The sequence below is a fragment of the Porphyromonas sp. COT-108 OH1349 genome (genome assembly GCF_000768755.1).
Lineage (GTDB): Bacteria > Bacteroidota > Bacteroidia > Bacteroidales > Porphyromonadaceae > Porphyromonas_A > Porphyromonas_A canoris.
On sequence record NZ_JRAH01000003.1, the window covers coordinates 158,498 to 182,511 of the forward strand.

Sequence of the window (24,014 nt, forward strand, 5' to 3'; positions counted from 1 at the left end):
GAATGTCTGCAGGATCAGAATAGATATGCCGCAGATATGGTTATTGTCTTGTTTTTGTTGTTGTAGAAGTTTTCTATGAGTGCACTTGTGCCGGTGTACTGATAGTTGCTCTTGAACGGAGCTTCGTATTGAGCGGTGATTTGTAGCTTCTCGAACAACTCGATACCCATACCGGCTTGGAATCCGAAGCTTGCCTTGTTGAACTTAACTTCGTTGAACGACTGTGTTTTGAGCTGGTCGAAGTTGTTGCTGATAGAGTAAGCAAAGTTGGGCCCGGCAAACAAAATCACTCCGAAATTCTCAAAGAAGTCCAGTTTGACCTTTGCATTCAAAGGGATGATCAAGAGGTCTTCGCGAATTTTTTCTGTTGCATCTTTGCTCTTGTCGAAGATGTTTGCTCCTTTTCTGGAGTAGAGAAGAGCCGCATCTGCATACAATGGCAAGAATGGCACTCCCACCTCGACACCCAAACCTGCATGAGCAGAAAGTATATCTTGTGCTTTAATATCCAATGGCTTGTTTGGGAACTGAGAGAAATTGGCTCCCGCCTTTACAAAAATGTCTATCTGAGCAGATGCCGCCACAGGCAAGGCGAAAGCAAGAAGTGCTACGAGAGTAAGTAATCTTTTTTTCATGATAAAATACACTGTTTTAAGGGTTAGAAATTTCTGTTTTTATAGTTAATACTAAACGTCTCCGCCCACTACGCTCTCTACCTCTTCCGAAGAAAGTATTCCGTTCATGAGAGCATAAAACGTGAGACCGGACACGGTCTTTATTCCCAGTTTTGTGGTGATGTTTTTGCGGTGAGTCATCACCGTATTCATACTGATGTCCAAGAGATCTGCTATCTCTTTGTTGGTGCGTCCGAGGGAAACCTCTTTCAAGACCTCCATTTCGCGGAGAGAAAGATCCTTTGCCATGTTTGGAGAGTAGAGCTTCCGCTTGAGGGTCTGAGCCAATGCGCTCCTGATCTCTCTGGCATCCCACTGAGTACATATCCCTTGTATATCCTCCGGAGAGTCCGGAAGCGGAACTCTGTTGGTGTAGACCGGCACGATACGAAACTTGCGACCTCGTAGAGCCTCCTCGTTAAGAACCAGCTGCGTGTCCTCCATATAGACGATGTCGTACCTTTCGATGTCCGATGCGAAGAAGATCTGAAAGCTGTCGAACGTGTCTATGAGGCATCTTTCCCCGACAGAGCGCAGTATAAACTCAAGCCCCGCCCTGCGGAGGGTCTCGGAAATTACTATCGCTACGTATGTCTTGGATGATGCCATGTGAGGTTCTCTCCTATTTTATATGCTCTACACCCAACTCTGCTTCCATGGCTCGCAGCATGGGGAAGAAGAGTCGGCGTCTTAGTCTGTTGTTGCACGCGAGATCTTTTTCGATCATGACGAGGCTGAACAGCACGGCATAGCTTAAGTTGTCGTTGAACTCGCCGGATAAGTGCTTAATCATCACTTCCTGAATATCGCTTATCAGCTCTTCGCTCTTATCTGTCGTCTCTTCGGACGGAGTGCCGAGAGTGATACGTTTGATATCCTGTCCGAGTCTCTCGTTAAGAGCCCTGAAGTGGGGGAGAAGCACTTCTGTATCGTAGGCTATCCGTTTTAAGAGCAACTCTTTGAACTCTCCCAAAAATCTTGACAAGAGCTTTAGCGAAGGATTGTCGTTACTGTCGCGCAATAGAGGAGACATATGTACCTCTATATTGGGTATCTGTGCATCAATATAGAAAGCATTTGTCCTTGCAAGGTAGTCCGCCATCATTTGAGGATAGAACGGAGAGAGTCTGACCTTCTTCAGGTATGAGGGGTCTATGTAGCTGTTTGCAATGTGAAGGAAGGACTCTATATCTATTCCTTTTTCTTCGCATACAGCCTTCATACTCTTGTCTCCCAATCCGAGACGTATCCCAAATCGGTTAAGCATGGGAAGCAGTATGACGTGCTGCCTTACCACGTTGCTGAGTACACTGTTTTCTTGTATGAGTATGGTAGTCATCAGTCTGTTTCCGGCATAAAGTGGTACTATATACCATTCCAAAGATAGGAAAAACAAGCAATATTAGGCTATAAACGGGGCTTTTAATGCCCACAAGATGAGTGATACGGCTGTTTTTACTCTTTCCTCTGCCGGTTTAGGCTGCAAGTTCATCGAAGGAAAGGCTTGTTTTTTATCCAAACTTGTAACTTTACATCCGAAATAGATAAAAAACTTTAATAGAGATAATGTCCCCGAATAATGCTAAGCCGTATCAGCCGCAGTCGCTGAGAGAACGACTCTTTATCCTTATAGAAAAAGGAGAGTGTGGCAACAGATGGAGCCATGCCTACGATATTTTTATGGTCATAGCCATAATGGTGAGCATCGTACCCCTTATGTTCATGACGAATTATCCGATATTCCGGCAGATGGAGCTGGTAACCGTCTGCATCTTTATCGTGGACTATGTGCTGCGTTGGAGTACTGCCGATCTTAAACTGAAGAGAGGTGGATGGTCTTTCCTTATCTATCCTTTTACCATCATGGCCATTGTGGATCTTCTCTCCATACTGCCGGCTTTGGCTATATTCTCTCCTGCGTTGAAGGTTTTCAGGCTTTCCCGTCTGGTGCGGATATTCCGGCTGTTTAAGTTTTTCCGATATACGGATAAGCTTGCCATCTTTCTGAATGTGCTGAAAAAGGAGAAGAAAGTGTTGCTGTCCGTGCTGGTGATAGCCCTTTTTTATATCTTCCTTACCGCTCTGGTGATGTTCAACACCGAGCCTTATATCAATCCGAAAACCGGTGAACCGACATTCTCCTCTTTCTTTGATGCTCTCTACTGGGCTACTGTAACCCTTACCACCGTGGGATACGGCGATCTCTGTCCCGTGACGGAAATGGGAAGAGCCATCAGTATGTTGTCTTCTCTGTTTGGTGTGGCTATTATTGCGCTGCCGTCTGGTGTGATAACAGCGAGCTATTTGGACGAGCTTAGAAAAGAGCGGGATTCGGAATGACGTTTTTTGTTTTGCCGATACTTTGTGGCAGAAAGAGGATTGTCGCTCTTCGTAGACAAGTATCTCCCGGGTGTTTTGCTCATTTGCTATAAAATAAAAAGGAGAAGATCTCAAGCGAAATCTTCTCCTTTTATATTATAAATGTCTTTATCCTTTTTAGCTGAGGAAGCCGAGCAGAATACCGGCGGCTACGGCAGAGCCGATGACTCCGGCAACATTCGGCCCCATGGCGTGCATGAGCAGATAGTTGGTGTCGTCATACTCCAATCCGACATGGTTCGATATACGAGCAGAGTCCGGAACGGCAGATACTCCGGCATTGCCGATGAGAGGGTTTATCTTGTTGTCCCCTTTTAGGAAAAGGTTGAAGAACTTGACAAACAGTATCCCTGCACAAGTAGCAAGCATGAAGGAGAACGCTCCAAGCCCGAAGATAAGAACCGACTGCGTGGATAGAAACTGAGATGCCTGCGTTGATGCACCTACGGTAACACCGAGCAAAATCGTTACAACGTCAATAAGCGGTCCTCTTGCAGTCTCTGCCAATCTTCTTGTAACACCGCTTTCTTTGAGGAGATTACCGAAGAACAGCATTCCTAACAAAGGTAGTCCGGAAGGAACAATAAAGGTAGTGAGCAACAAACCAATGATAGGGAAGAGGACTTTCTCCGTATGAGAGACCTGACGTGGAGGCTTCATGCGTATAAGGCGCTCTTTCGATGTCGTGAGCATACGCATGAATGGAGGCTGGATAAGCGGTACCAACGCCATGTAAGAGTAGGCAGACACAGCAATGGCTCCAAGCAGATTCGGAGCTAACTTTGAAGCAAGAAAGATCGCAGTAGGACCATCTGCTCCTCCGATGATACCGATGGCTCCGGCTTGATGCGGTTCAAAACCGAAAGCTAAAGCCAAGGCGTATGCTCCGAAAATACCAAACTGAGCCGCCGCTCCAATCAAAATAAGCTTGGGATTGGATATGAGAGCAGAGAAGTCCGTCATTGCCCCGATACCCAAGAATATAAGAGGAGGATACCACCCCTGTCTAACCCCTTGATAGAGGATATTCAGTACCGAACCCTCTTCGTAGATACCTATCTGTAAACCGGCTTCTTCATTGAATGGAATATTGCCAATGAGCATCCCGAAACCTATCGGGATGAGCAGAAGAGGCTCCCACTCATATTTGATGCCTAAAAAGATGAAAAGCAATCCGAATGACAACATTACAAAATGCTGCCATGTGGCATTCGCAAACCCCGTATTGCTTATAAACATATCGAGGCTGCTGCTAAGCACATCTAAGAATGCTTCAAACATGAGAGCTTATTATGAAATAGTAACGAGGGTATGACCTTCTTGGATGCTTTCGCCTTTAGCCACATTGATAGATGCGACAACACCGTCTCTGTCCGCTTTGATGTCGTTCTCCATCTTCATTGCTTCCAAGACAAGAAGCTTTTGCCCTTTTTTCACAGCATCTCCCACATTACAAGTGATATCCAATATTACTCCGGGAAGAGGAGATTTAACGGCATGACCTGAGCCTGACGCTGCAGGAGCAGGAGCAGGAGCAGGAGCCGCAGGAGCAGGAGCCGGTTGAGGTGCAGGTGCTGCAACGGGAGCCGGAGCTGCTTTAGGTGTTGGAGCCGGAGCGGAAGCCGGTTGAGGTGCAGGCGCTGCTGCTTGCTTGCCTTCCTTAGTTACGGTATATGGTGTGCCATTTACACTAACGGCTACTTCGTTACCTTTAGTCTCTCCAATGGTTACTTCGTATTCCTTACCATTGATAGTGTATTTGTAAGTTTGCATTGTTCTGTATTCTTTGAGTGTAAATTTATTATAGGTCTTTCCTCTATCTGTTCGGGCAGATAGACGGACTCTTCCAAGCGTTCTATTATCTTGGGTACTGTCTCATGGTTTGTATTTTAGAACTCCATGGAGAATAGGCTCTCTTAGCCGGAGAGATAGTGATCCGACCGTCTTTTTCATAGCCTGACTCGAAGTGTTCATACATAGCCATCGCAATAGCTGCATAGACAGCGTCGTCCGCATTTCCCTTACGAGACGTTGGCTTGATGCCCGCATCCGACATGTCTTTGACATTTCTTCTTCCTTCCTGATTGCGAGTAAAAGATTTCCCCACAGGCTTAAACACAAGGAAGAAGACTATAAGTGCTAAAAATACTACTAACATAGATATTACTATTATTGCGACACCGTAAGGGTCATTGACCTTTAAGTTTTCCACTTTAGTATTGGTGTCCAAAGTGACGTTATTGGTGTCCGGAGTTATTTTTTTAAGTTCAGACCATCCGGGTTTGCCGTCTACCGTTCTTCCGTAACTGATATCCGCTCTTTGTCCGGCAGGTACCATTATTTCGTCTATAAGCGTTTTGCCATCGGCGTCATAGAGGGCAAGATAGTTCGGTCGATCTGTTTTTAACGTGAAGTTGACATGAAACGTCCCTTTCTCCGGAGAGTTATCAGCCCAGAAAAGAGTGTGCTGAAACGGAGCGATCTTTGTTTTTACGTCTCCTCTCGGAATAGGATATTTCTTAGGATTGCTTTGATCATCAGTCAGAAAGCAACCTCCTATGTTTACCGTTCCTGCGGAGTTATTGTATATTTCTATCCAAGCACTCCTGTTGCCGTAACCGTCAATAAAGTTTGTTTCATTAACTACCAGTACTTCATTCAGACGCAGAGCTTTTACGCTCTGAGCCGATATGCCCAAAGGAAAGATAAAACATAGGAGAAGGAGCGTACTCCTGATGAAAAGTTTATTCATCTTGCAAGAATTCATGTCTGAAGATAGAGTACATTATAGCGGAATGTTGTCGTGTTTCTTCGCCGGGTTGTACACTTTCTTTGTTTGAAGCTGCTTCAATGCTCTTACGATGCGGAAGCGAGTATTTGCAGGCTCGATAACATCGTCGATGTAACCGTAAGATGCAGCATTGTATGGGTTTGCAAATGCATTGCGATACTCTGCTTCTTTTTCTTGTGCAGCCAATGCCGGATCGCTTGCAGCAGCAACTTCTTTCGCAAAGATCACTTCAACAGCTCCCGATGGACCCATTACGGCGATTTCCGCAGAAGGCCAAGCGTAGTTGATATCACCGCGCAAGTGTTTAGAGCTCATTACGATATAAGCACCGCCATACGCTTTGCGAAGAATGATTGTAATCTTAGGCACGGTAGCTTCTCCGTAAGCATAAAGAATCTTTGCCCCGTGAGTGATGACGCCGTTGTACTCTTGACCGGTACCCGGAAGGAATCCAGGAACGTCCACAAGCGTAACAAGAGGAATATTGAAAGCATCGCAGAAGCGAACGAAACGAGCACCCTTGCGAGACGCGTTACAGTCCAAACTACCCGCCATCACCTTTGGTTGGTTGGCAATGATACCTACACTCTGACCGCCGAAGCGAGCAAAACCAACGATGATATTCTGCGCGTAGTCTTTGTGTACTTCAAGAAACTCACCATTATCCACGATAGCACCGATCACGTCATACATATCGTATGCACGGTTAGGAGAGTCCGGAATGATGTGGTTCAACGCATCTTCCATTCTGTTTACAGGGTCGGTGCATTCGATAGCCGGAGCATCCTCCATGTTGTTTTGCGGCATGAAGCTGAGAAGATGGCGGATAAGATTTAGTCCTTCCTCTTCTGTATCCACTGCGAAGTGTGCCACGCCCGACTTGGTTGTATGAACATCTGCTCCACCAAGCTCTTCTTGTGTTACATCTTCATACGTTACGGTCTTAACCACTTTAGGACCGGTAAGGAACATATAGCTTGTTCCGCGGCACATGATATTGAAGTCGGTAAGAGCTGGAGAGTAAACCGCACCACCGGCACAAGGACCGAAGATGGCAGATATTTGAGGTACCACACCGGAAGCAAGGATATTGCGTTGGAATATCTCTGCATATCCTGCAAGAGCGTTTACGCCTTCTTGGATACGTGCACCGCCTGAGTCGTTAAGACCGATAACGGGAGCCCCCATCTTCATAGCCATATCCATCACCTTACAGATCTTAGCAGCAAGCATTTCAGAGAGTGCACCGCCAAATACGGTAAAGTCTTGAGCAAAGATGTAAACCAGTCTGCCGTCTATTGTACCGGAGCCTACCACTACACCATCACCGAGAAACTTTGTTTTATCTATACCAAAGTTCGAGCATCTGTGCTGTACGAACATATCGAACTCCTCGAAACTTCCTTCATCCAAAAGGAGTGCTATACGTTCGCGAGCAGTATATTTTCCACGAGCATGCTGGCTTTCGATACGTTTTTCGCCGCCGCCCAGGCGAGCTGTATTTCTTTTCTCGATAAGCTCTCTTATCTTGTCTAACTGAGTACTCATTCTAAATTTCGTGTTTATTTTGTTTGTCTTTCTGATCTAAAAGTTTCGGCTCTTCGCGGAGTATTATTCGCAAGAGCAGCAAAGCTCCGTAAGTACGCCTCTTGTACTTTTCGGGTGAAGGAATGCGATGTTTAGACCTTCTGCTCCTTTACGGGCTTTCTTGTCGATGAGCTGGACACCTTTTTCTTCCAACAGTGGCAGCTCTGCATTCACATCGGCTACAGAGAATGCAATGTGGTGGATACCTTCTCCTTTTTTCTCTATGAACTTCGCAATAGTACTGTCTTCTGAGGTTGGTTCAAGAAGCTCTATCTTGGTTTGTCCTACCTTGAAGAAAGCGGTTTTTACTTTTTGGTCTTCTACTACTTCGATGTTGTAGCACTTTAGACCCAAGACTCCCTCGTAGTATGGAAGAGAATCTTCGATGCTCTTAACGGCAATACCCAAGTGCTCAATGTGAGAAATATTCATAATGAAATGTATAAGTGTTTGTGTATAAATCTTGCTTACGTTATTCTGTTATGCAAATATAGAACATTATCTTTATTAGGACAATTTTTTAAGAGAGTCCGATTTTATTGGCAAATGTATCGCTTTTGAGTCTTCTTTGCTGCTCTCCGTTCGGGGGAATAAAAGTCATTCGGCGAACCTCACACAGTTTATCAGGTGAGACTCGCCGAATATTTCTTTCCACTTATAAGTGTTTGATGAGCAGCTTCACGTTATAGCTTTTTAAGTTCTACTGTGAAGTGACGCATCACGGGTTGTTCAAAAGTTATCGCATATCCTTTTGTGATGCTTTCCCTGCGGTCATATACATTTTTCACTGCTGCGGCAATCACATCCATGTGGTTGTTTGTATATGTACGGCGAGGTATTGCAAGACGAAGCAGTTCAAGCTCCGGATATCTGTTCTCTTTGGTTTCAGGATCCCGGTCTGCAAGGATGGCACCGATCTCTACACCGCGTATTCCGGCTTCCAGATAGAGTTCCACTCCCAATGTTTGGGCTACGAACTCTTCGCGAGGCAGTTGAGGAAGGATCTTTTTGGCATCGAGGAAGATGGCGTGTCCGCCTGCCGGACGTTGATAAGGTATGCCATACTCATCGAGTTTTGCCGCAAGATATTGCACCTGACGTATTCTGGTGTCCAATGTATCGAATTGAGTGCCTTCGTCCAAGCCTACTGCCAAAGCAGCCATATCTCGTCCACTCATACCGCCGTAGGTGATATATCCTTCGTTCATGATACAGAACATCTGGCATCTTTTCCATAGCTCTTCGTTCTTGAAAGCCACGAAACCGCCCATGTTTACGATAGCATCTTTCTTGCTGGACATGGTCATCATGTCTGCATAAGAGAACATTTCGCGCACGATCTCTTTGATGCTCTTGTCTGCATAGCCCTCTTCTCTTGTCTTGATGAAGTAAGCATTTTCCGCAAAGCGTGCAGAGTCCAACAGCAATGGAATATCATACTTGCGGCAGAGGTTGTGCACGTCGCGTATATTCTTCATAGATACGGGCTGACCGCCTGCCGTGTTGTTGGTTACCGTAAGTACCACGCAAGGGATCTTCTCTTTAGGGTTGTTTGCCAATACCTTTTCCAGCTTTTCCAAGTCTACTTCTCCCTTGAACGGAAGCTCAAGCTCTGTCTGTGCTGCCGCTGATATGGTACAGTCTACGGCATGAGCCTTGCGGTATTCTATATGACCTTTTGTGGTGTCAAAGTGAGAGTTGCCCGGAAGATAGTCGCCCTCTTTTACGATTGTAGAGAAAAGCACGTTCTCTGCTGCTCGTCCCTGGTGAGTAGGTAAGAAGTAAGGGAATCCGAGGATCTTTTCGATAGCTTCTTTCAGCTCGAAATAGCTTTCTGCTCCGGCATAGCTTTCGTCTCCCATCATCATGGCAGACCATTGGCGGTTGCTCATTGCTCCGGTACCGGAGTCTGTAAGGAGGTCGATGAAAACGTGTTTACTGCTTAGCTTGAAGAGGTTATACTTCGCCTCCTTGATCCATTGTTCACGCTCTTCACGAGTCGATCTGTGGATCGGCTCAACCATTTTGATGCGGTAAGATTCTGCAAATGGTATTTCCATAACTTTCTTGTGTTATATCGTTAAATATGGTACATAATTCAGTATTCGATTCCATTTCGGGAAGCTCTCTGTTTTCTCCGGTTTGGGTTGTGGTTTTTACCAAATCGGAGAGATCTGTTTCCCAAAATCGGGATAAATTTAGGGATTATTTTTTTGTCATGCAAACTCTGAAATTTTGTTGAAAAATCAAAATTCGCCGACCCTTTCATTTTTATATATTCCATACCGAAAACGCTTCTCTTTTTCCCTCTCTCTATTTTGTTCCGACACCCCATTTCGGGAAGGTGAACGAATAGTTAAAATTGCTCTTTTTATTAACATAAATTTCGATTCCTGTTCACCCAAAACGATAAAGCAATATATTTTGTCGGCTTAACGTGTTTAATTTTTCAATGAACACGTTTAGTGATTTCATTAAACACGTTTACCGGATTCGATTAACGTGTTAAGATTTTTCGCTTACTTTGTTGATAACAAGTATTTTAGCGATTTTTGCCCTTTGACGTTAGTTTTTGGGGTGATTTTTGTATTAGGATCCATTTACATTTGACCCTGCATATTTTGATGTTTATTAACGCAGAAATGGCGCCTGAAAGCGACCAAAGGGAGAAAAGTTCTCAAATTCGAAAAATCTATGAACCTGTTGGTTTATAGGTTTTTATCTCTTTTCTTAAGGCGTGGGCGCAATTTGAGGAGAAGATGAGCCGGTCGGAAAAAATGGCTTCATCTCCCTGTTTTTATATAAAAGTGCACTTTGCCGGAGCATCTTTCCCCTATGCCCTTTTTTCTTCTTAATAGTATTTACTTTGTTCGTTCCCCTAAAACGTTTTATATTTACATGGATATTTTAATCTCTTTTTAGCGAAAGAGATCTCCAAAGAAATAGTACAACCAATTTAGTTAAGGACCTATGAGACGATTAAATGCAATCTTGCTTGCGACTTTCGCGTTACTGCTCTCTGCCTGTGCCGGACAGAATAAGTGCGGTACGGATAAGTCGGAGGCGGCAACCTCTATCACTATGGAACAGATACAGAAAACGACAGACACCCTAAAGATGTTGCATGGGAAGTCCTCCTTGTTCAGAATAGAGCGTGGAGTCTCTCAAGTGGCAGCGTTGTGGCGTGCCGAAGATGGCACAGCCGAAGAGTTTGAGGCTTTTTGCCGCAAAATGTTTGTGGCGGATGAGGCAGAACTCTCCAAGCTGTACGACACTCTGGAGCGCAATTTTGAAGTTATGATCGGACACTTTCATAAGATAGACTCTCACCTGAAACGCCCTTTGCACGTATCGGGACCTGCCACAACGGAGCTGGATATGCTCTTTGGCTACTACGATGTGTATGCTCACTTGGATGACGATATGTTCTCCGGGAAGGTGGCATTCGTTACGGCACTCAACTTCCCATTCTATACGCTCGAAGAGAAGAGCCGTCTGGGCGAGAGCTGGAGCAGAAGAGAGTGGGCTTATGCACGGATGGGAGACCGCTTTATCTCTCGCGTACCGGCAGCCATAAAGCAAGAACAGTCCAAGGTACTTACCGAGAACGACACCTATATAGCCGAATACAACATCGTAATGGGCAATCTTGTGGACGAAAAGGGGCAGAGACTCTTCCCGGAAGAGATGAAGCTCATATCTCATTGGGGGTTGAGAGACGAGCTTAAATCCAACTATGCCAACAAAGAGCAGGGACTAACAAAACAGCGGATGATCTACCAAGTGATGAAGCGAATAATAGATCAGACCCTGCCTGAAAACGTTGTGGGCAATGAAGAGCTGCTTTGGGAGCCTTACAGCAATAAGATCGTGGATGCTTCCGGAGCCGATGTGGCGGCGAAAAGTTCGGAAGACAGGCGTTATGTGGCACTGCTCAACAATTTTCTTTCCTCAAAAGCTCTGGACCCTTACTTCCCTCACTATCCCACCCAGATAGACAGAGCCATAGATCGAGACATGGAGATTCCGCTGGCTGAGGTTAAGTCGCTCTTCATCAGTCTGCTTACATCGCCTCAGGTGAGAGAGGTGGCATCGTTCATAGCAGAGCGACTCGGTCGTCCGTTGGAGCCTTTCGATATTTGGTACGATGGATTCAAACCTCGCGGAACCATGTCCGAAGATGAGCTTACAAAGATCACTTCCAAGCTCTATCCCAATCCGGATGCTCTCAAAGCAGATCTGCCTCATATCCTTGTAAAGCTCGGCTGGACACCGGAAGAGGCTGAGCGTATCACTTCACTGATTGTGGTAGATCCTTCAAGAGGTGCCGGACACGCCATGGGCTCTATGATGAGAGGCGATGTAGCCCGACTGCGTACAAGAATAGGGGAGAAAGGGATGGACTACAAAGGCTACAACATTGCCGTACACGAGTTCGGACACAATGTCGAACAGACCATTTCGATGAACGATGTCGACTATTATATGCTCAACGGCGTACCCAACACCGGCTTTACAGAGGCTCTTGCTTTCTTGTTTCAGCTGAAAGATCTTCAGCTGCTCGGATTGCAGACCATTTCGGAAGAGGATATGTACTATATGGCTCTCGATAAGTTTTGGAGCTGTTACGAGATCATGGGTGTGTCGCTCGTGGACATCGCCGTGTGGGAGTGGATGTATGCCAACCCCGAAGCCTCTCCGGTAGAGCTCAAAGAGGCTCTCTTGAGGATCTCCAAAGAGGTTTGGAACAGCTACTATTCCGACATACTCGGAGGAAAAGACGAGACCCTGCTGGGAATTTATTCTCACATGTTGGTCTATCCGCTCTATTTGCCGAACTATTCCGTAGGGCATCTTATCAACTTCCAGATAGAAAAATACATGGGAGATAAGAACTTGGCAAAAGAGGTACAGCGGATGTTCTCTGTGGGACGAATACTTCCGAACCATTGGATGAAGCATGCCGTAGGTGCTCCCATATCTACTGAACCGATCCTGACATCCACTTCGGAGGCCTTGCGTGTCTTGAGAAAATAAATCGGGACACCGTAGGCTTTTTCCGCTATCTTTGCAGAGAGATCTTTAAGTATAGCAATGTCGATGAAAACAATAGCAATCATTCCTGCCCGGATAGGCTCTCAACGCCTGCCCCGTAAGCCTTTGAGACTGCTTGGCGACCTGCCCATAGTGGTACATGTTTACAATCGTGCAAGTCGGTATGCGGATCTTGCCGTTGTCGCAACAGATTCGCAAGAGATTCTGGATGCCGTGGAGGCACACGGGGGAAAAGCCATCATGACCTCTCCGGACCATCAAAGCGGAACGGATCGTTGCCTCGAGGCGTACAGGAAGAGCGGATTTGTGGCGGATGTCATCATCAATGTGCAGGGGGATGAACCTTTTGTCTCAAAAGAGCATCTGGATCTGCTTCGCAGTGCATTCGAAGATGCCAGGACGGATATAGCGACTCTCTGCATAGATTTGGCTAAAGAGGGGGATGTCTCGGAGCTGGCAAAGAATCCGAATGTGGTGAAAGTGGTCAGGGATCTTTCCGATAATGCACTTTATTTCTCCCGTCTGCCGATTCCGTACTCCCGAAAAGATGAGGGAGGCATACCGGCAGATCTTTCCGGCGTTTACTATAAACATCTTGGAATGTACGCTTACCGACCGGAAGCATTGGAGAAAGTCTGTGCTCTTCCACGCTCTCCATACGAGTGTATAGAGATGCTGGAGCAGCTTCGTTGGCTACAAAACGGCTTCCGGATAGTATGCCGAGAGACGGACATCCCGACTATCGGAATAGATACAGAGGAGGATCTTGAAACAGCATGGAGGGTGTTGGCGGAAAATATAGGATAGATGCCAGAACGGTAGACGAGGTTCTGGACAGAGCAGAGATAGTAGACGTGGTGAGCGACTTCGTATCTCTGCATCGTCGTGGACAGAATTATATAGGTCTCTGTCCGTTTCATCAGGATCGCAATCCTTCTTTCTACGTTTCTCCTTCCAAGAATATATGCAAGTGTTTCAGCTGTGGAGAGGGCGGTTCTCCTCTCAACTTCATCATGAAACACGAGCAACTCTCGTGGGTCGATGCCATACGATACCTTGCCAAAAAGTATGGAATAGAGATTGTGGAGCGCGAACTCTCGGCGGAGGAGCTTGAAGTCCGAAACGAGAGAGAGGCTCTCTTCATGGCAAACAGCTTTGCCCGCGACCTTTTTGTCCGCGAACTGTTTGAAGTGCAAGAGGGTCGCACCATCGGTCTATCCTACTTCAGAGAACGAGGCTTCCATGAAGAGGTCTTGAAAGCGTTTCAGATAGGCTTTTCTCCCGATAAGCAAGGGTATCTCCACTCAGAGGCTATGAAAAAAGGTCTCAAGGAGGAATCTCTTATCAAGGCAGGACTTATAACGAAAGGAGAAGACGGGCGCATCTGGGAACGTTTCCAAGGTCGGATCATATTCCCGATACATACTCTCTCCGGAGGTGTAGTTGGTTTTGGAGGTCGGATCCTGAAACCTTCTCAAAAAGCAGCGAAGTACGTCAACTCTCCAGAAACGGATATTTATAGTAAAGGAGACGAGCTATACGGACTTTTTCAGGCAAAACAGGAGATCGGCAAGCAGGACAAATGCTTTGTTGTAGAGGGTTACATGGATGTTTTGGCACTTCATCAGGCAGGAATAAAGCATGTGGTGGCATCTTCCGGTACGGCTTTGACAGAGTCTCAAGTGCGTAAAATCAAGAGGTTTACTCACAATATAACGCTCTTTTTTGACGGAGATGCTCCGGGACTTAAAGCGGCTCTTCGTGGTATTGATGTGGGATTGGAGCAGGGATTGAACGTTAAGATCCTCACGCTTCCTCCCGAACACGACCCCGATACATTTGTCAAAGAGAAAACACTTGAAGAGTTTTACGCCTATGTCGATACCAACGAACAGGACTTTGTGAGCTTTAAGAGCGATGTACTGATGCGAAACAAGGGACAGGACGTACAGGCTCGCGTGCAGATGACGAGCAGTATTCTATCCTCTATCGCACTCATTCCGGATGAGCTGACAAGGGAGTTTTACATCAAAGAAGCCGTTGCCCATACGGGAATATCGGAAGAAGTGGCATTCTCATCCATCAGCGAAAAGAGGAGCGAGAGGCAGAAACATTCCGAGCAATCTTTTTCACGGATAGAACAAGAGGCAGAGACTCCCTCGACGGAAGGGCAGACAGAGCGGCTTGTACAGACCCCGGCAAAAGATCACAATCTCAAGCCGGGAGAGTTTGCCTTGCTACACGCCCTGCTCAAAGATATTTTTACCGTCCTTGACCCCATAAAGTTTGAGACCGAGTCGGGCGAACTTTACTCTCCGGCAGTATTCGAGCTGGTGGAGGGAGAGCTGTCCGAACTGGAAGACACCGGCTTCTTCTCCGAAGCATTCACGCGTTTCTATCGCCTTCTCTACAAAGAGATGATCCCGAATATGGATAAGGAGCAGATTTACAAGCAGCTTCTCTCTCATCCGGAAGATGGTATCCGTCTGTTGGGTACTCGTATCATAACGGACGAGAGACCTTTGAGCGCCATTCATGGAGGAGAAAAAGATAAGACGGAAGAGGCTCACAAGCTGGTAACAGCTGTCTATAAGCTTATTCTGAACCTGAAGTTCAACTACGTCAGAGAGAAGATAGACCACCTTATGGAGAGCTTGAAGGAGCCAGATGAGGAGAATATCGAACGGCGTACAGAGATTCTGAAAGAGATACAACGCTGGACAGCCATTAGGAACAATATGGCAAACCGATTGGGAGAGCGTGTTCTCATCCCAAACAATATCATACTGAAATAATAATCCACACACATACGAACCAGATGATTTTTATAGAAACAAAAGAGATTGTAAAAGACTTTTCCGCTCATCGTGCATTGGATCATGTCAGCATAGAGGTGCAGCAAGGAAGAGTTTATGGTTTACTTGGTCCCAACGGAGCAGGTAAGACCACTCTTATACGCATACTTAACCGCATTGGTATATCCGATAGCGGAGAAGTGTTGTTTAAGGGAAGAAAAATGGTACAGGAGGATACGCAGAACATCGGATACCTTCCTGAAGAGAGAGGACTCTTCCGCAAGATGAAAGTAGGAGAGCAGGCCATCTATCTGGCAAGACTTAAAGGACTTTCCAGACAGGATGCCGTGAAGAAGCTGACAGAATGGTTCGAGAAGTTTGATATCATGCCTTGGTGGAATCGCAAGGTAGAAGAGCTCTCCAAAGGGATGCAGCAGAAGGTGCAATTTGTTGCCACTGTCCTTCATGAACCCGAACTGCTCATCTTTGACGAGCCTTTCAGCGGTTTCGACCCCGTCAATGCCAAGCTCCTAAAAGATGAAATCCTCGGTTTCAAAGATAAAGGACACACCATTATATTCTCCACACACAATATGCAGAGCGTGGAAGAGGTGTGCGATGATATGGGACTGATCAATAAGTCTCGCCTTGTACTTCAAGGTTCAGTAAGCGAAATCAAACAGCGTTTCAAGGGATCTAAATATGGTATCAGCTACTACGCCAACAACGGATTTGAGATACCGTCATCTCTTAAGGAGCGTTACGGTGTCAGTATGCATCATAACGAGAGAGCCGGATTTTGGGAAGTGGAGGTGCTGAACCCGAATCAGGCGAGCGTGAACGAGATTATCGCGGACTTTGTTCCACTTGGCGAGCTTGTGAAGTTTGAAGAGATCATTCCGTCCATACAGGACATATTCATAGACACTGTAACCAAAACAGAACCAGTAGTAGTAGAAGCATGAAAAAGTTAGGAGTAATAATATCTCGTGAGTATCGTGAGAAGGTACTCAAGAAGTCGTTCATTATTTTTACGATTCTCACCCCGATCTTCTTTATCGCCATCAGCTTTATCCCGGCGATATTGATGAACACCAAGAGTACAACGGACGAAGAGAAAGTGGTTCTTGTTGCAGACCAGCCCGGAAAGTACTTCTCCCACCTTAAGAACAAGGACGGTTTTCGTTTCATAACCACTTCCAAGAGCTTAGATGAGGAGCGAGCCGAAGGAACAGAGATGTATGCCTATGTGCTCATCTCGGAGGACTTGTTGGAGAATCCCAGAGGGATAAAAATCTTTACGGAAAAGCAGGTTACATCGGAGCTTTCGGATCTTGTTTATGATCAAATCATGCCGGTGCTTCAAGAGGAGAAGATCGCTTCTTTCGATATTCCGAACCTGAAAAACATTATTGATGATACCAAAGTGCGTCTGGATATACAGACTGCGAAGATCGTTGCGTCCGGAGAGGACAGCGTCTCTTCTTCCGCCGGTTTGGCATCTGCTTTGGGGATGATAACCAATTTCGTGATGTACTTCTTCATCTTCATGTACGGGATGATGGTATTTGCCTCCGTTCGGGAAGAGAAGAAGAATCGTGTCGTGGAGGTGATCATCTCCTCCGTGCAGCCTTTTGAGCTTCTTATGGGCAAGATTATCGCTGCACTTCTCATCGGTTTCACTCAGCTCTTTATTTGGGCTGTGGTGTTTGTCGGGGGAGTCTTCCTGCTTCAGCTCTTCATGTTCGACACCTTCACTACATCCGTTGCGGAGATGAAGCAGATCTCTGCCGCACAGGAAAGTGTCATGATGGAGGGCTTCATCGAAGAGATTCTTGTGCCGTTGCAGAGCATCAACTTCTCGCTCATCTTCGTGTCATTCATCCTCTACTTCCTTGGAGGTTATCTGATCTATGCCTCTCTTTATGCCGCAGTGGGCTCGGCGATAGACAACGATGAAGACGGACAACAACTGATGATGCCCGTAACGATCATTTCTTTGTTGGCATTTTACTTCGGCTTCTATGCTGCAAATAATCCGGATGCTCCGCTTACTATTTTTGCTTCCATGTTCCCGCTCTCTTCTCCGGTGGTGATGATGGTTCGTTTGCCTTTCGAGCCTCCGATGTGGCAGTTGGTACTATCCATTGTAATACTTATTGCTTCGGCTCTCGGTTCTATCTGGTTTGCTTCCAGAATATATCGTGTCGGTATATTGATGTATGGCAAGAAACCGTCCTACAAGACCTTGATGCAGTGGTTGCGCTATAAGTAGTGGGCGAAAAAGTCAAGATGAAACAGAGAGGAGCTTTGTTTGAATACAGATAAGACTTAGCCGATCTCTTTCGCAGACGAATCTGCAAGCCGGAAACGCTTTAGGACTTCCGGTTTGCAGATCTTTGTTTTTCACCTTAGAGAGTAAATATTCGTTTGTAAGTTTGACATACGAAAAAGGAGTCACGATAGCACTCTCTTCTTCGTTTTTCGTATTTTTGTGCCTATGATTGAGAACGTTTACGGATGGCAGGAGCGTACCGAACTCTTGATGGGTACCGAAGCCATGCAGAAGCTTAGAGAGGCTCACGTGCTGGTGGTGGGCGCAGGCGGTGTGGGAGGATACGCTTTGGAGATGTTGGCTCGTGTCGGAGTGGGACACCTCACTATCGTGGATGCCGATGAGGTTCAGGAGAGCAACCGCAACAGACAGATCATTGCCGCCTGCTCGACTGTTGGAAAGGCTAAAGTGGATTTATGGGAAGAGCGCATCAGAGATATTGCCCCGGAGTGTGTTGTTAGGACTCACCGGCTATTCCTGAAAGATGAATTCACCGAAGAGTTGCTGGACGCAGAACCCTACGCTTTCGTCATAGATGCAATAGATACATTGAGCCCAAAGGTCTTTCTGATCGCCTCGCTTCAACGCCGTTCTATGCCGTTCATATCCGCCATGGGCGCCGGCTCGAAGTTTGATCCCACAAAGCTTAGAGTGGGCGACATGAAGAAAGTAGGTGGATGTCCTCTCTCAAGAGTCGTCCGGAAAAGATTAAGAAAGCTCGGCGTCTCGGTCTCTTTCCCCGTTGTCTACTCTGAAGAGCTGCCTGATAAGGAGACGCTTGAAGTAACAGACGGAGAAAACAATAAGAAATCGGTGAACGGAACAGTGGCTTATCTGCCCGCCGTAGCCGGATGTTATGCGGCTTATTATGCCGTAAGTGTGATAACCCAAAAAGAAGAAAACGAATGAGCAAAGCTGTAATATCCGCCCAAGGAATAGAGAAGAGCTTCGGTCCGCTACATATACTGAAAGGTCTCTCGATAGAGGTGTACGAACGAGAGATAGTAGCCGTCGTGGGAGCAAGCGGCACCGGGAAGACAACCCTGCTGCAGATATTGGGGACACTGGACAGTCCGGACGGAGGATCTGTCCGGATCAACGGCACGGACGTAGTAACGCTTAAAGGAGACGAGCAGGCAAGATTTCGCAACAAACACATCGGCTTCGTGTTTCAGTTTCATCAGATCCTGCCGGAGCTTACCGCTCTTGAAAATGTCGCAATACCCGCTCTCATCGCAGGGGTGTCCAAGAAAGATGCCTACGCCAAAGCGGAAGAGCTGCTCCGTTATCTCAATATGGGAGAGAGGCTTCATCACAAACCGGCAGCACTAAGTGGCGGAGAAAAGCAACGCGTGGCCGTGGGTCGCGCTCTTATCAATAACCCTACGGTGATCCTTGCAGACGAGCCGTCGGGAGCATTGGATAAGGCACACAAAGAGGAGCTGCACAGTCTGTTCCTGAAGCTTAGAGAGGAAAAAGGTCTCACTTTCGTCATCGTAACTCATGACGATGCGCTGACCAAGATAGCCGATCGTACCGTCAGACTTGCGGACGGGATCTGTCAATAAAAGCCGCTTCCCATGGGTAAGAAAAGACCTGCTTGGTTTTATCTCAAACGTTCGGATGTAACCGCCATCATCATTCTTCTCCTTTTTGTTGCCCTCTTTGCCGGGTATCTGCTCTATTCCGATCCGTCCGAAAGATCTCACGGAGCTGTTGTGGCACAGGAAAGCTCGGAAACCTTGAAGGATACTGTCCCGAATATCCCCGCTGTTGTCGAAGATACGGTCTCTCGCACGAAGCATTATCCCGGACCTCCGAAACGTGAGCAGCTCCCGGAGAAGATGAAAAAAGGAGAGAAGATAGACCTCAACAGTGCCGACTCTGTCCTACTCGTCCGTGTGCCCGGCATCGGTCCCTCTTTTGCCAAAAGGATTGTGAAGTATAGGGAGCTGCTTTGGGGCTATTATTATTGTACGGAACAGCTTCAGGAGGTCTATGGAATGGATAGAGAGCGATACAGCCGGATAAAGCCCTACTTCTATGTAAAAGAGCTTCCGATGCCTGTCAGGATCTCATCTTTTGAAGGTGGAGAGCTGCGCAGACATCCTTATGTCTCATTCCGTCAGGCGTCCGCTCTCAAGCGTATTCTCACCAAAGGAGACCTCCCCACGTGGAAAGGATTGTACGAGACCTCGCTCTTCTCTGTGGATGATAGCCTTAGATTGTCGCCTTATATCATATTAGAGTAAGGGCGTCTCGTATATTATGACTAAATTTGCAATGTCTAAAATTATAATGAAGTAACTATATGTTGGCATACATAACATGGGAAGCAGATCCTATCATCCTCACTCTGGGAAGAGTTCGGTTAAGTTGGTATGGTCTGTTGTTCGCTGTCGGACTTTTGGTTTTCGGGTACTACATCCTCGATAAGATGTGGAAAAGAGAGCAGTTACCTGAGAAATGGTTTACCTATCTTGTTATTTATACCGTTCTCGGAACATTTATCGGTGCACGGTTGGGACACGTTCTCTTCTACAATCCATCCTACTATCTGGCAAATCCGATAGAGATTCTCAAGACATGGGAAGGAGGTTTGGCAAGTCACGGAGGCGTGCTCGGTATCATCATTGCCATCTATTTTTATAGTAAGAAAGTGAGTCATAAGAGTATGCTCTGGGTGTTCGACCGTCTTGCCGTACCGAGCGGATTGGTGGCGGCAATGATACGTACCGGAAACCTTATGAACCATGAGATATACGGCAGACCTACGGATCTTCCTTGGGGATTTCGCTTTATCACCAATCTTTACGGTGGTGAGATCCACGGTGGAGAGCCTGTATTCTCTCTTCCGTCCCACCCTACGCAGATCTATGAAGCTCTTGCTTATCTTATCATATTCGCAATATGTATGTATCTCTACTGGAAACGCGATGCGTATAAAAAGACCGGTCTCATCTTCGGAGTGTTTATGACCCTTCTCTTTACCGCTCGTTTCTTCATAGAGTTTTTGAAGAATCCTCAGGAAGATTTCGAGGTAGATATGCTCCTGAATATGGGGCAGCTGCTCAGTATTCCTTTTATCATTGTGGGGATTGCTTCCATAGTGTACAGCCAAAAGGCAAAACAGAATAATATTTAACACTAAAAACTACGATATAAAAATGTATTACATTCCAAAGGTAAACGACTCTACCTACTATCTTGGCGTAAACGACAGAACGAAACATCTTTTTGAAAACCTGTGGCCTCTGCCTGCCGGTGTGGCGTACAATTCCTATCTGATCAAAGACGAAAAGAATGTACTCATAGACACCGTTGATATTTGCTATGCAGACAGATTCCTTAACAATCTTGAGAGAATACTTGGTAACGAACCGCTTCACTATCTGATCGTGGATCACATGGAGCCGGATCACTCAGGTTCTATCCGTGTTCTTAAACACAAGTATCCCGATATTCAGTTTGTGGTGAATAAGAAAAGTGCCGATATGCTTAAGGGCTACTTCGACATCACGGACAATGTCGTGATCGTTGACGAAAGCACTAAGCTCAACATCGGATCCCGCGAACTCCAATTCATCTTTGCTCCCATGGTGCACTGGCCAGAAGTGATGTTCACTTACGATGCTAAGGAAAAGGTGCTCTTCTCTGCCGATGCGTTCGGATCTTTCGGTACGTTGGATGGTGGTATTTTCGATGAAGAGGTAGATCGTACAGCGTTCTACAACGAAGTGTATCGCTACTATTCCAACATTGTGGGCAAGTATGGCTCGTTTACACAAAAAGCGATAGCCAAGTGTGCCGGCCTTGAAATCGGAACCATTTGTGCCACTCACGGACCTGTTTGGAGAAAGTATGCCGGAGAGATCATTGCTCTTTACGACAAGCTCAGCAAGGATGAGTGGGAGGTGGGAGCCACCATTATCTATGGTTCTATGTACGGACACACCGAAGAGGTGGCAGAAGTGATCGGACGTTCATTGGCTCATCACGGCGTGAAGAACGTGGTACTCTGCAACGCATCCACGATGCACCCCTCTTATGTCCTCTCCAATGTCTTCCGTTATAAGGCTGTGGTACTTGGTTGCCCAACGTACAACAACGGACTTTATCCTGTGGTAGAGACAGCGATGAACATGATCGAGAGCCGTGGTGTCAAGGGTAAGCTTTTTGCCTGCTTCGGTTCTTACACATGGAATGGTGCTGCCGTGAAGAATCTCAAACCCTTTGCCGAAACCATGAAATGGGAGACACTCGAAGAGAACAGCGTGGAGATCCAGATGGAGATGAAGGATGCAGACATCGCTGCAGCATGGGATCTCGGAAAGCGTCTGGCAGAACAGCTGTTGAAAGACTAAGATACAGAAGTATATTCCATACAACACAAAAGATTTATGAGACTTATTATCCAACCCGACTATGATCGGATGTCGCTATGGGCAGCAGAGTACGTTGCAAAACGTATTGCCGATGCTGCTCCTACCGCAGACCGACCATTTGTATTGGGACTGCCTACCGGCTCTACGCCGATGGGATTGTACAAGAACCTTATCCGCCTTCACAAGGAGGGTAAGGTCTCTTTCCGCAACGTTGTAACGTTCAACATGGACGAGTACATCGGGCTGCCGCAAGACCATGAACAGAGCTACCACACCTTTATGTGGACCAACTTCTTCTCCCATATAGACATCCCGAAAGAGAATGTCAATATCCTCAACGGCAATGCCCCCGATATACAAGCCGAGTGTGAGGCATACGAGGCAAAGATGAAGCAGGTTGGCGGAGTAGATATATTCCTTGGCGGTATAGGTCCGGACGGACACATTGCATTCAACGAGCCGGGATCTTCGCTTGCCTCACGCACAAGAGTGAAGACGCTGACATCGGATACGATAGCAGCAAACTCCCGTTTCTTCGGCGGTGATATCTCCAAAGTGCCTACCACAGCGGTAACAGTGGGTGTGGGCACCGTGATGGATGCCAAAGAGGTTATCATTCTGGTCAATGGCTTAGGCAAGGCACGTGCGCTCTACCATGCGGTGGAGGGAAGCATCAATCAGATGTGGACCATCTCCGCACTGCAGATGCACCCGAAAGGCATCATTGTCTGCGATGAAGATGCTACGGCAGAGCTGAAAGTGGGAACCTATAAGTATTTCAAAGACATCGAGCGTGCAAACCTCTAAGAGGCTTTGAAGAGAGTTCGGTAATGAGATAAAGGAGGCTTGAGTAACATCGGTTCAGCGAGAAAAGATTAAGAGCATACCTTTATCCATAAAGCAAAAAAAATCACTACTAAAAGGGTTGTAACACCTGTTAGTAGTGATTTTTTTTGTTTTCAGACGGTAAACAGTCCCGTTTGAAAGTGTGCTTTCGCACTTACCTGTATGATTATAATATCAATTGGTTCTACTTCTCTTTTTGAGAGACCGGGTTCAAAGTCAATACCCTAAGTACCTCGGCATCCTTATTGATGTTTTCCAGATGTAGCTTGTTTTTTGTCCACTCTTTCTTTACAAATACAAACTCCTGCCATTTTTTGAGCCAAGGTTCTTTGTCAATATCGACATAAGTAACAATGCTCAAGGCATCATTTTGGAATCTATACGTTCCCTTTCTTTCCCAAGTAAGCCCTTTTTTGTAGGTAATATAAACAACACCTTCCTCTACATTGCCACCGGACTTTCCCTCATTTTCATTTTTTATCGTTGCCTTAGGGTTGAGCTTGGTCAAGTCTCCCGACATAAAAACAAGGGTAACATCTCCGGAACCATCTTCGTGTGTGGCTGTGCCTTGCCATACATGATTTCTTAGAAGAGGTTGTCCGCAATCGGGCATTTGGTTATTTATATCACACGAAACAAAAAGGAGCGGCAAGATAGCCGAAACAACCAAAGAAAAAAGTTTAATAAGTTTTGTTGCATTCATAGCTGTTGGCTTTTTAGAATTTAGTATTGAAAAATAAAAGTTTACAGGCGTAAATATAATAATTATTCTTAGAACAAACTCGCCTCGATCCATAAATCTTGCTCCGGACTTTTTGGCTGTGAACGTAGTGCTGTTGCGAAACAGAAGGGGGTTCAATGGAGTGTGTCGAGGTAAGAGTCTCAGCCTTACTTCCTTGTAATCAGATAGAACTGATATGCAAGCTGTAGCGGTACGGATGCTCTGCTTTTTGCCGGTAGAGCAAAATATGAACCTGTTTACAAGAGAGATTTAATGTGTTTATTTTTATCCCCGAACAGATTAAAAACTACAAATCGAGCTTTGTTCTCTGCACTTCAAGGCTTGTTCCCTGTAAATCGAGGCTTGGTTTGTAAGATTCAAGATTTGATTTCTGCCATTCGAGCCTTGAAGTCTCATTCTGTTCACTTTCAAAACAGTTTTTAATG

The 24,014-nt window shown here is 46.2% G+C and carries 22 protein-coding genes; 12 read left to right on the forward strand and 10 right to left on the reverse strand.

Translation table 11 applies throughout. From position 1 onward, the window contains the following. Positions 1-14: 14 nt before the first annotated feature. Genes JT26_RS00925 through JT26_RS00935 form a run of 3 tightly spaced genes read right to left on the reverse strand, consistent with a single transcriptional unit; the run spans position 15 to position 2,013 of the window. On the reverse strand, positions 15-635 hold the full coding sequence (locus JT26_RS00925; RefSeq protein ID WP_036789995.1) for an outer membrane beta-barrel protein: 621 nt from the start codon (positions 633-635) through the stop codon (positions 15-17). Positions 636-686: 51 nt separating this feature from the next. Then, on the reverse strand, positions 687-1,283 hold the full coding sequence (locus JT26_RS00930) for a LuxR C-terminal-related transcriptional regulator (RefSeq protein WP_036844796.1): 597 nt from the start codon (positions 1,281-1,283) through the stop codon (positions 687-689). A 13-nt stretch (positions 1,284-1,296) separates the two neighbouring features. Next, on the reverse strand, positions 1,297-2,013 hold the full coding sequence (locus JT26_RS00935; RefSeq protein WP_036844799.1) for a hypothetical protein: 717 nt from the start codon (positions 2,011-2,013) through the stop codon (positions 1,297-1,299). A gap of 227 nt (positions 2,014-2,240) precedes the next feature. Here JT26_RS00935 and JT26_RS00940 point away from each other — a divergent pair, with 227 nt between their 5' ends. Further along, the gene (locus JT26_RS00940; protein WP_052089953.1) at positions 2,241-3,014 is read left to right on the forward strand and encodes an ion transporter; all 774 of its coding nucleotides are present in this window, start codon (positions 2,241-2,243) and stop codon (positions 3,012-3,014) included. Between the two features lie 156 nt (positions 3,015-3,170). Here the strand turns inward: JT26_RS00940 and JT26_RS00945 are convergent, their stop codons facing one another. The 6 genes from JT26_RS00945 to JT26_RS00970 all read right to left on the reverse strand — a co-directional run bounded on the left by JT26_RS00945 (position 3,171) and on the right by JT26_RS00970 (position 9,491). Continuing rightward, positions 3,171-4,334 carry a sodium ion-translocating decarboxylase subunit beta gene (locus JT26_RS00945; RefSeq protein ID WP_036790005.1) on the reverse strand — a complete coding sequence of 388 codons (1,164 nt, stop codon included), beginning with the start codon at positions 4,332-4,334 and terminating at the stop codon, positions 3,171-3,173. Between the two features lie 9 nt (positions 4,335-4,343). Continuing rightward, positions 4,344-4,826, reverse strand: coding sequence for a biotin/lipoyl-containing protein (locus JT26_RS00950; protein ID WP_036844804.1), 483 nt, complete (start codon positions 4,824-4,826; stop codon positions 4,344-4,346). A gap of 85 nt (positions 4,827-4,911) precedes the next feature. After that, positions 4,912-5,805 carry an OadG family transporter subunit gene (locus JT26_RS00955; protein ID WP_036844971.1) on the reverse strand — a complete coding sequence of 298 codons (894 nt, stop codon included), beginning with the start codon at positions 5,803-5,805 and terminating at the stop codon, positions 4,912-4,914. A 33-nt stretch (positions 5,806-5,838) separates the two neighbouring features. Continuing rightward, positions 5,839-7,392 (reverse strand): acyl-CoA carboxylase subunit beta, encoded by a 1,554-nt coding sequence (locus tag JT26_RS00960; protein ID WP_036844806.1) that lies wholly within the window; start codon positions 7,390-7,392, stop codon positions 5,839-5,841. 63 nt (positions 7,393-7,455) lie between these two features. Beyond that, positions 7,456-7,863 carry a methylmalonyl-CoA epimerase gene (gene mce / locus JT26_RS00965; protein ID WP_036790014.1) on the reverse strand — a complete coding sequence of 136 codons (408 nt, stop codon included), beginning with the start codon at positions 7,861-7,863 and terminating at the stop codon, positions 7,456-7,458. A gap of 251 nt (positions 7,864-8,114) precedes the next feature. Beyond that, entirely contained in the window at positions 8,115-9,491 is a 1,377-nt protein-coding gene (locus JT26_RS00970) for a tryptophanase (protein ID WP_036790017.1), read from the reverse strand. A 910-nt stretch (positions 9,492-10,401) separates the two neighbouring features. Between JT26_RS00970 and JT26_RS00980 the strand changes: the two genes are divergently transcribed. The 11 genes from JT26_RS00980 (at position 10,402) to nagB (ending at position 22,808) form a co-directional block, all read left to right on the forward strand. Then, positions 10,402-12,468, forward strand: a complete 2,067-nt coding sequence (locus JT26_RS00980; RefSeq protein ID WP_036844813.1) for a hypothetical protein — start codon at positions 10,402-10,404, stop codon at positions 12,466-12,468. Between the two features lie 63 nt (positions 12,469-12,531). Next, positions 12,532-13,293 (forward strand): 3-deoxy-manno-octulosonate cytidylyltransferase, encoded by a 762-nt coding sequence (gene kdsB / locus JT26_RS00985; RefSeq protein ID WP_036844816.1) that lies wholly within the window; start codon positions 12,532-12,534, stop codon positions 13,291-13,293. Next, positions 13,263-15,281, forward strand: coding sequence for a DNA primase (dnaG, locus tag JT26_RS00990; protein WP_036844818.1), 2,019 nt, complete (start codon positions 13,263-13,265; stop codon positions 15,279-15,281). The genes kdsB and dnaG overlap by 31 nt, the downstream gene beginning before the upstream one ends. Positions 15,282-15,304: 23 nt before the next feature. Further along, complete coding sequence (locus JT26_RS00995; protein ID WP_036844821.1) at positions 15,305-16,246, forward strand: ABC transporter ATP-binding protein; 942 nt, start codon at positions 15,305-15,307, stop codon at positions 16,244-16,246. Beyond that, positions 16,243-17,556, forward strand: coding sequence for an ABC transporter permease (locus tag JT26_RS01000; RefSeq protein ID WP_036790036.1), 1,314 nt, complete (start codon positions 16,243-16,245; stop codon positions 17,554-17,556). The genes JT26_RS00995 and JT26_RS01000 overlap by 4 nt, the downstream gene beginning before the upstream one ends. A 225-nt stretch (positions 17,557-17,781) precedes the next feature. Continuing rightward, complete coding sequence (locus JT26_RS01005; RefSeq protein WP_036844824.1) at positions 17,782-18,525, forward strand: ThiF family adenylyltransferase; 744 nt, start codon at positions 17,782-17,784, stop codon at positions 18,523-18,525. After that, positions 18,522-19,184, forward strand: a complete 663-nt coding sequence (locus JT26_RS01010) for an ABC transporter ATP-binding protein (protein ID WP_036790042.1) — start codon at positions 18,522-18,524, stop codon at positions 19,182-19,184. Before JT26_RS01005 ends, JT26_RS01010 begins: the two co-directional genes overlap by 4 nt. A 12-nt stretch (positions 19,185-19,196) precedes the next feature. Further along, complete coding sequence (locus tag JT26_RS01015; protein WP_052110266.1) at positions 19,197-19,868, forward strand: helix-hairpin-helix domain-containing protein; 672 nt, start codon at positions 19,197-19,199, stop codon at positions 19,866-19,868. 59 nt (positions 19,869-19,927) lie between these two features. Next, positions 19,928-20,761 carry a prolipoprotein diacylglyceryl transferase gene (lgt, locus tag JT26_RS01020; RefSeq protein WP_036844827.1) on the forward strand — a complete coding sequence of 278 codons (834 nt, stop codon included), beginning with the start codon at positions 19,928-19,930 and terminating at the stop codon, positions 20,759-20,761. Positions 20,762-20,783: 22 nt separating this feature from the next. Beyond that, the gene (locus JT26_RS01025; RefSeq protein ID WP_036844830.1) at positions 20,784-21,980 is read left to right on the forward strand and encodes an FprA family A-type flavoprotein; all 1,197 of its coding nucleotides are present in this window, start codon (positions 20,784-20,786) and stop codon (positions 21,978-21,980) included. A 36-nt stretch (positions 21,981-22,016) separates the two neighbouring features. Next, on the forward strand, positions 22,017-22,808 hold the full coding sequence (gene nagB / locus JT26_RS01030; RefSeq protein WP_036844832.1) for a glucosamine-6-phosphate deaminase: 792 nt from the start codon (positions 22,017-22,019) through the stop codon (positions 22,806-22,808). A gap of 223 nt (positions 22,809-23,031) precedes the next feature. Here nagB and JT26_RS01035 read toward each other — a convergent pair whose 3' ends face one another. Then, the gene (locus JT26_RS01035) at positions 23,032-23,550 is read right to left on the reverse strand and encodes a hypothetical protein (RefSeq protein ID WP_036844835.1); all 519 of its coding nucleotides are present in this window, start codon (positions 23,548-23,550) and stop codon (positions 23,032-23,034) included. Positions 23,551-24,014: the final 464 nt, after the last annotated feature.

What these genes read in the sequence shown, in the direction of transcription:
- JT26_RS01005 (WP_036844824.1), top strand. Translation starts at nt 17,782, where the DNA reads ATGATTGAGAACGTTTACGGATGGCAGGAGCGTACCGAACTCTTGATG.
- JT26_RS01010 (WP_036790042.1), top strand. Translation starts at nt 18,522, where the DNA reads ATGAGCAAAGCTGTAATATCCGCCCAAGGAATAGAGAAGAGCTTCGGT.
- JT26_RS01025 (WP_036844830.1), top strand. Translation starts at nt 20,784, where the DNA reads ATGTATTACATTCCAAAGGTAAACGACTCTACCTACTATCTTGGCGTA.
- JT26_RS00980 (WP_036844813.1), top strand. Translation starts at nt 10,402, where the DNA reads ATGAGACGATTAAATGCAATCTTGCTTGCGACTTTCGCGTTACTGCTC.
- JT26_RS01015 (WP_052110266.1), top strand. Translation starts at nt 19,197, where the DNA reads ATGGGTAAGAAAAGACCTGCTTGGTTTTATCTCAAACGTTCGGATGTA.
- JT26_RS01000 (WP_036790036.1), top strand. Translation starts at nt 16,243, where the DNA reads ATGAAAAAGTTAGGAGTAATAATATCTCGTGAGTATCGTGAGAAGGTA.
- JT26_RS00970 (WP_036790017.1), bottom strand. Translation starts at nt 9,491, where the DNA reads ATGGAAATACCATTTGCAGAATCTTACCGCATCAAAATGGTTGAGCCG.
- JT26_RS00955 (WP_036844971.1), bottom strand. Translation starts at nt 5,805, where the DNA reads ATGAATAAACTTTTCATCAGGAGTACGCTCCTTCTCCTATGTTTTATC.
- JT26_RS00940 (WP_052089953.1), top strand. Translation starts at nt 2,241, where the DNA reads ATGTCCCCGAATAATGCTAAGCCGTATCAGCCGCAGTCGCTGAGAGAA.
- JT26_RS00995 (WP_036844821.1), top strand. Translation starts at nt 15,305, where the DNA reads ATGATTTTTATAGAAACAAAAGAGATTGTAAAAGACTTTTCCGCTCAT.
- kdsB (WP_036844816.1), top strand. Translation starts at nt 12,532, where the DNA reads ATGAAAACAATAGCAATCATTCCTGCCCGGATAGGCTCTCAACGCCTG.
- JT26_RS00925 (WP_036789995.1), bottom strand. Translation starts at nt 635, where the DNA reads ATGAAAAAAAGATTACTTACTCTCGTAGCACTTCTTGCTTTCGCCTTG.
- JT26_RS01035 (WP_036844835.1), bottom strand. Translation starts at nt 23,550, where the DNA reads ATGAATGCAACAAAACTTATTAAACTTTTTTCTTTGGTTGTTTCGGCT.
- JT26_RS00950 (WP_036844804.1), bottom strand. Translation starts at nt 4,826, where the DNA reads ATGCAAACTTACAAATACACTATCAATGGTAAGGAATACGAAGTAACC.
- JT26_RS00930 (WP_036844796.1), bottom strand. Translation starts at nt 1,283, where the DNA reads ATGGCATCATCCAAGACATACGTAGCGATAGTAATTTCCGAGACCCTC.
- mce (WP_036790014.1), bottom strand. Translation starts at nt 7,863, where the DNA reads ATGAATATTTCTCACATTGAGCACTTGGGTATTGCCGTTAAGAGCATC.
- lgt (WP_036844827.1), top strand. Translation starts at nt 19,928, where the DNA reads ATGTTGGCATACATAACATGGGAAGCAGATCCTATCATCCTCACTCTG.
- JT26_RS00945 (WP_036790005.1), bottom strand. Translation starts at nt 4,334, where the DNA reads ATGTTTGAAGCATTCTTAGATGTGCTTAGCAGCAGCCTCGATATGTTT.
- nagB (WP_036844832.1), top strand. Translation starts at nt 22,017, where the DNA reads ATGAGACTTATTATCCAACCCGACTATGATCGGATGTCGCTATGGGCA.
- JT26_RS00935 (WP_036844799.1), bottom strand. Translation starts at nt 2,013, where the DNA reads ATGACTACCATACTCATACAAGAAAACAGTGTACTCAGCAACGTGGTA.
- JT26_RS00960 (WP_036844806.1), bottom strand. Translation starts at nt 7,392, where the DNA reads ATGAGTACTCAGTTAGACAAGATAAGAGAGCTTATCGAGAAAAGAAAT.
- dnaG (WP_036844818.1), top strand. Translation starts at nt 13,263, where the DNA reads ATGGAGGGTGTTGGCGGAAAATATAGGATAGATGCCAGAACGGTAGAC.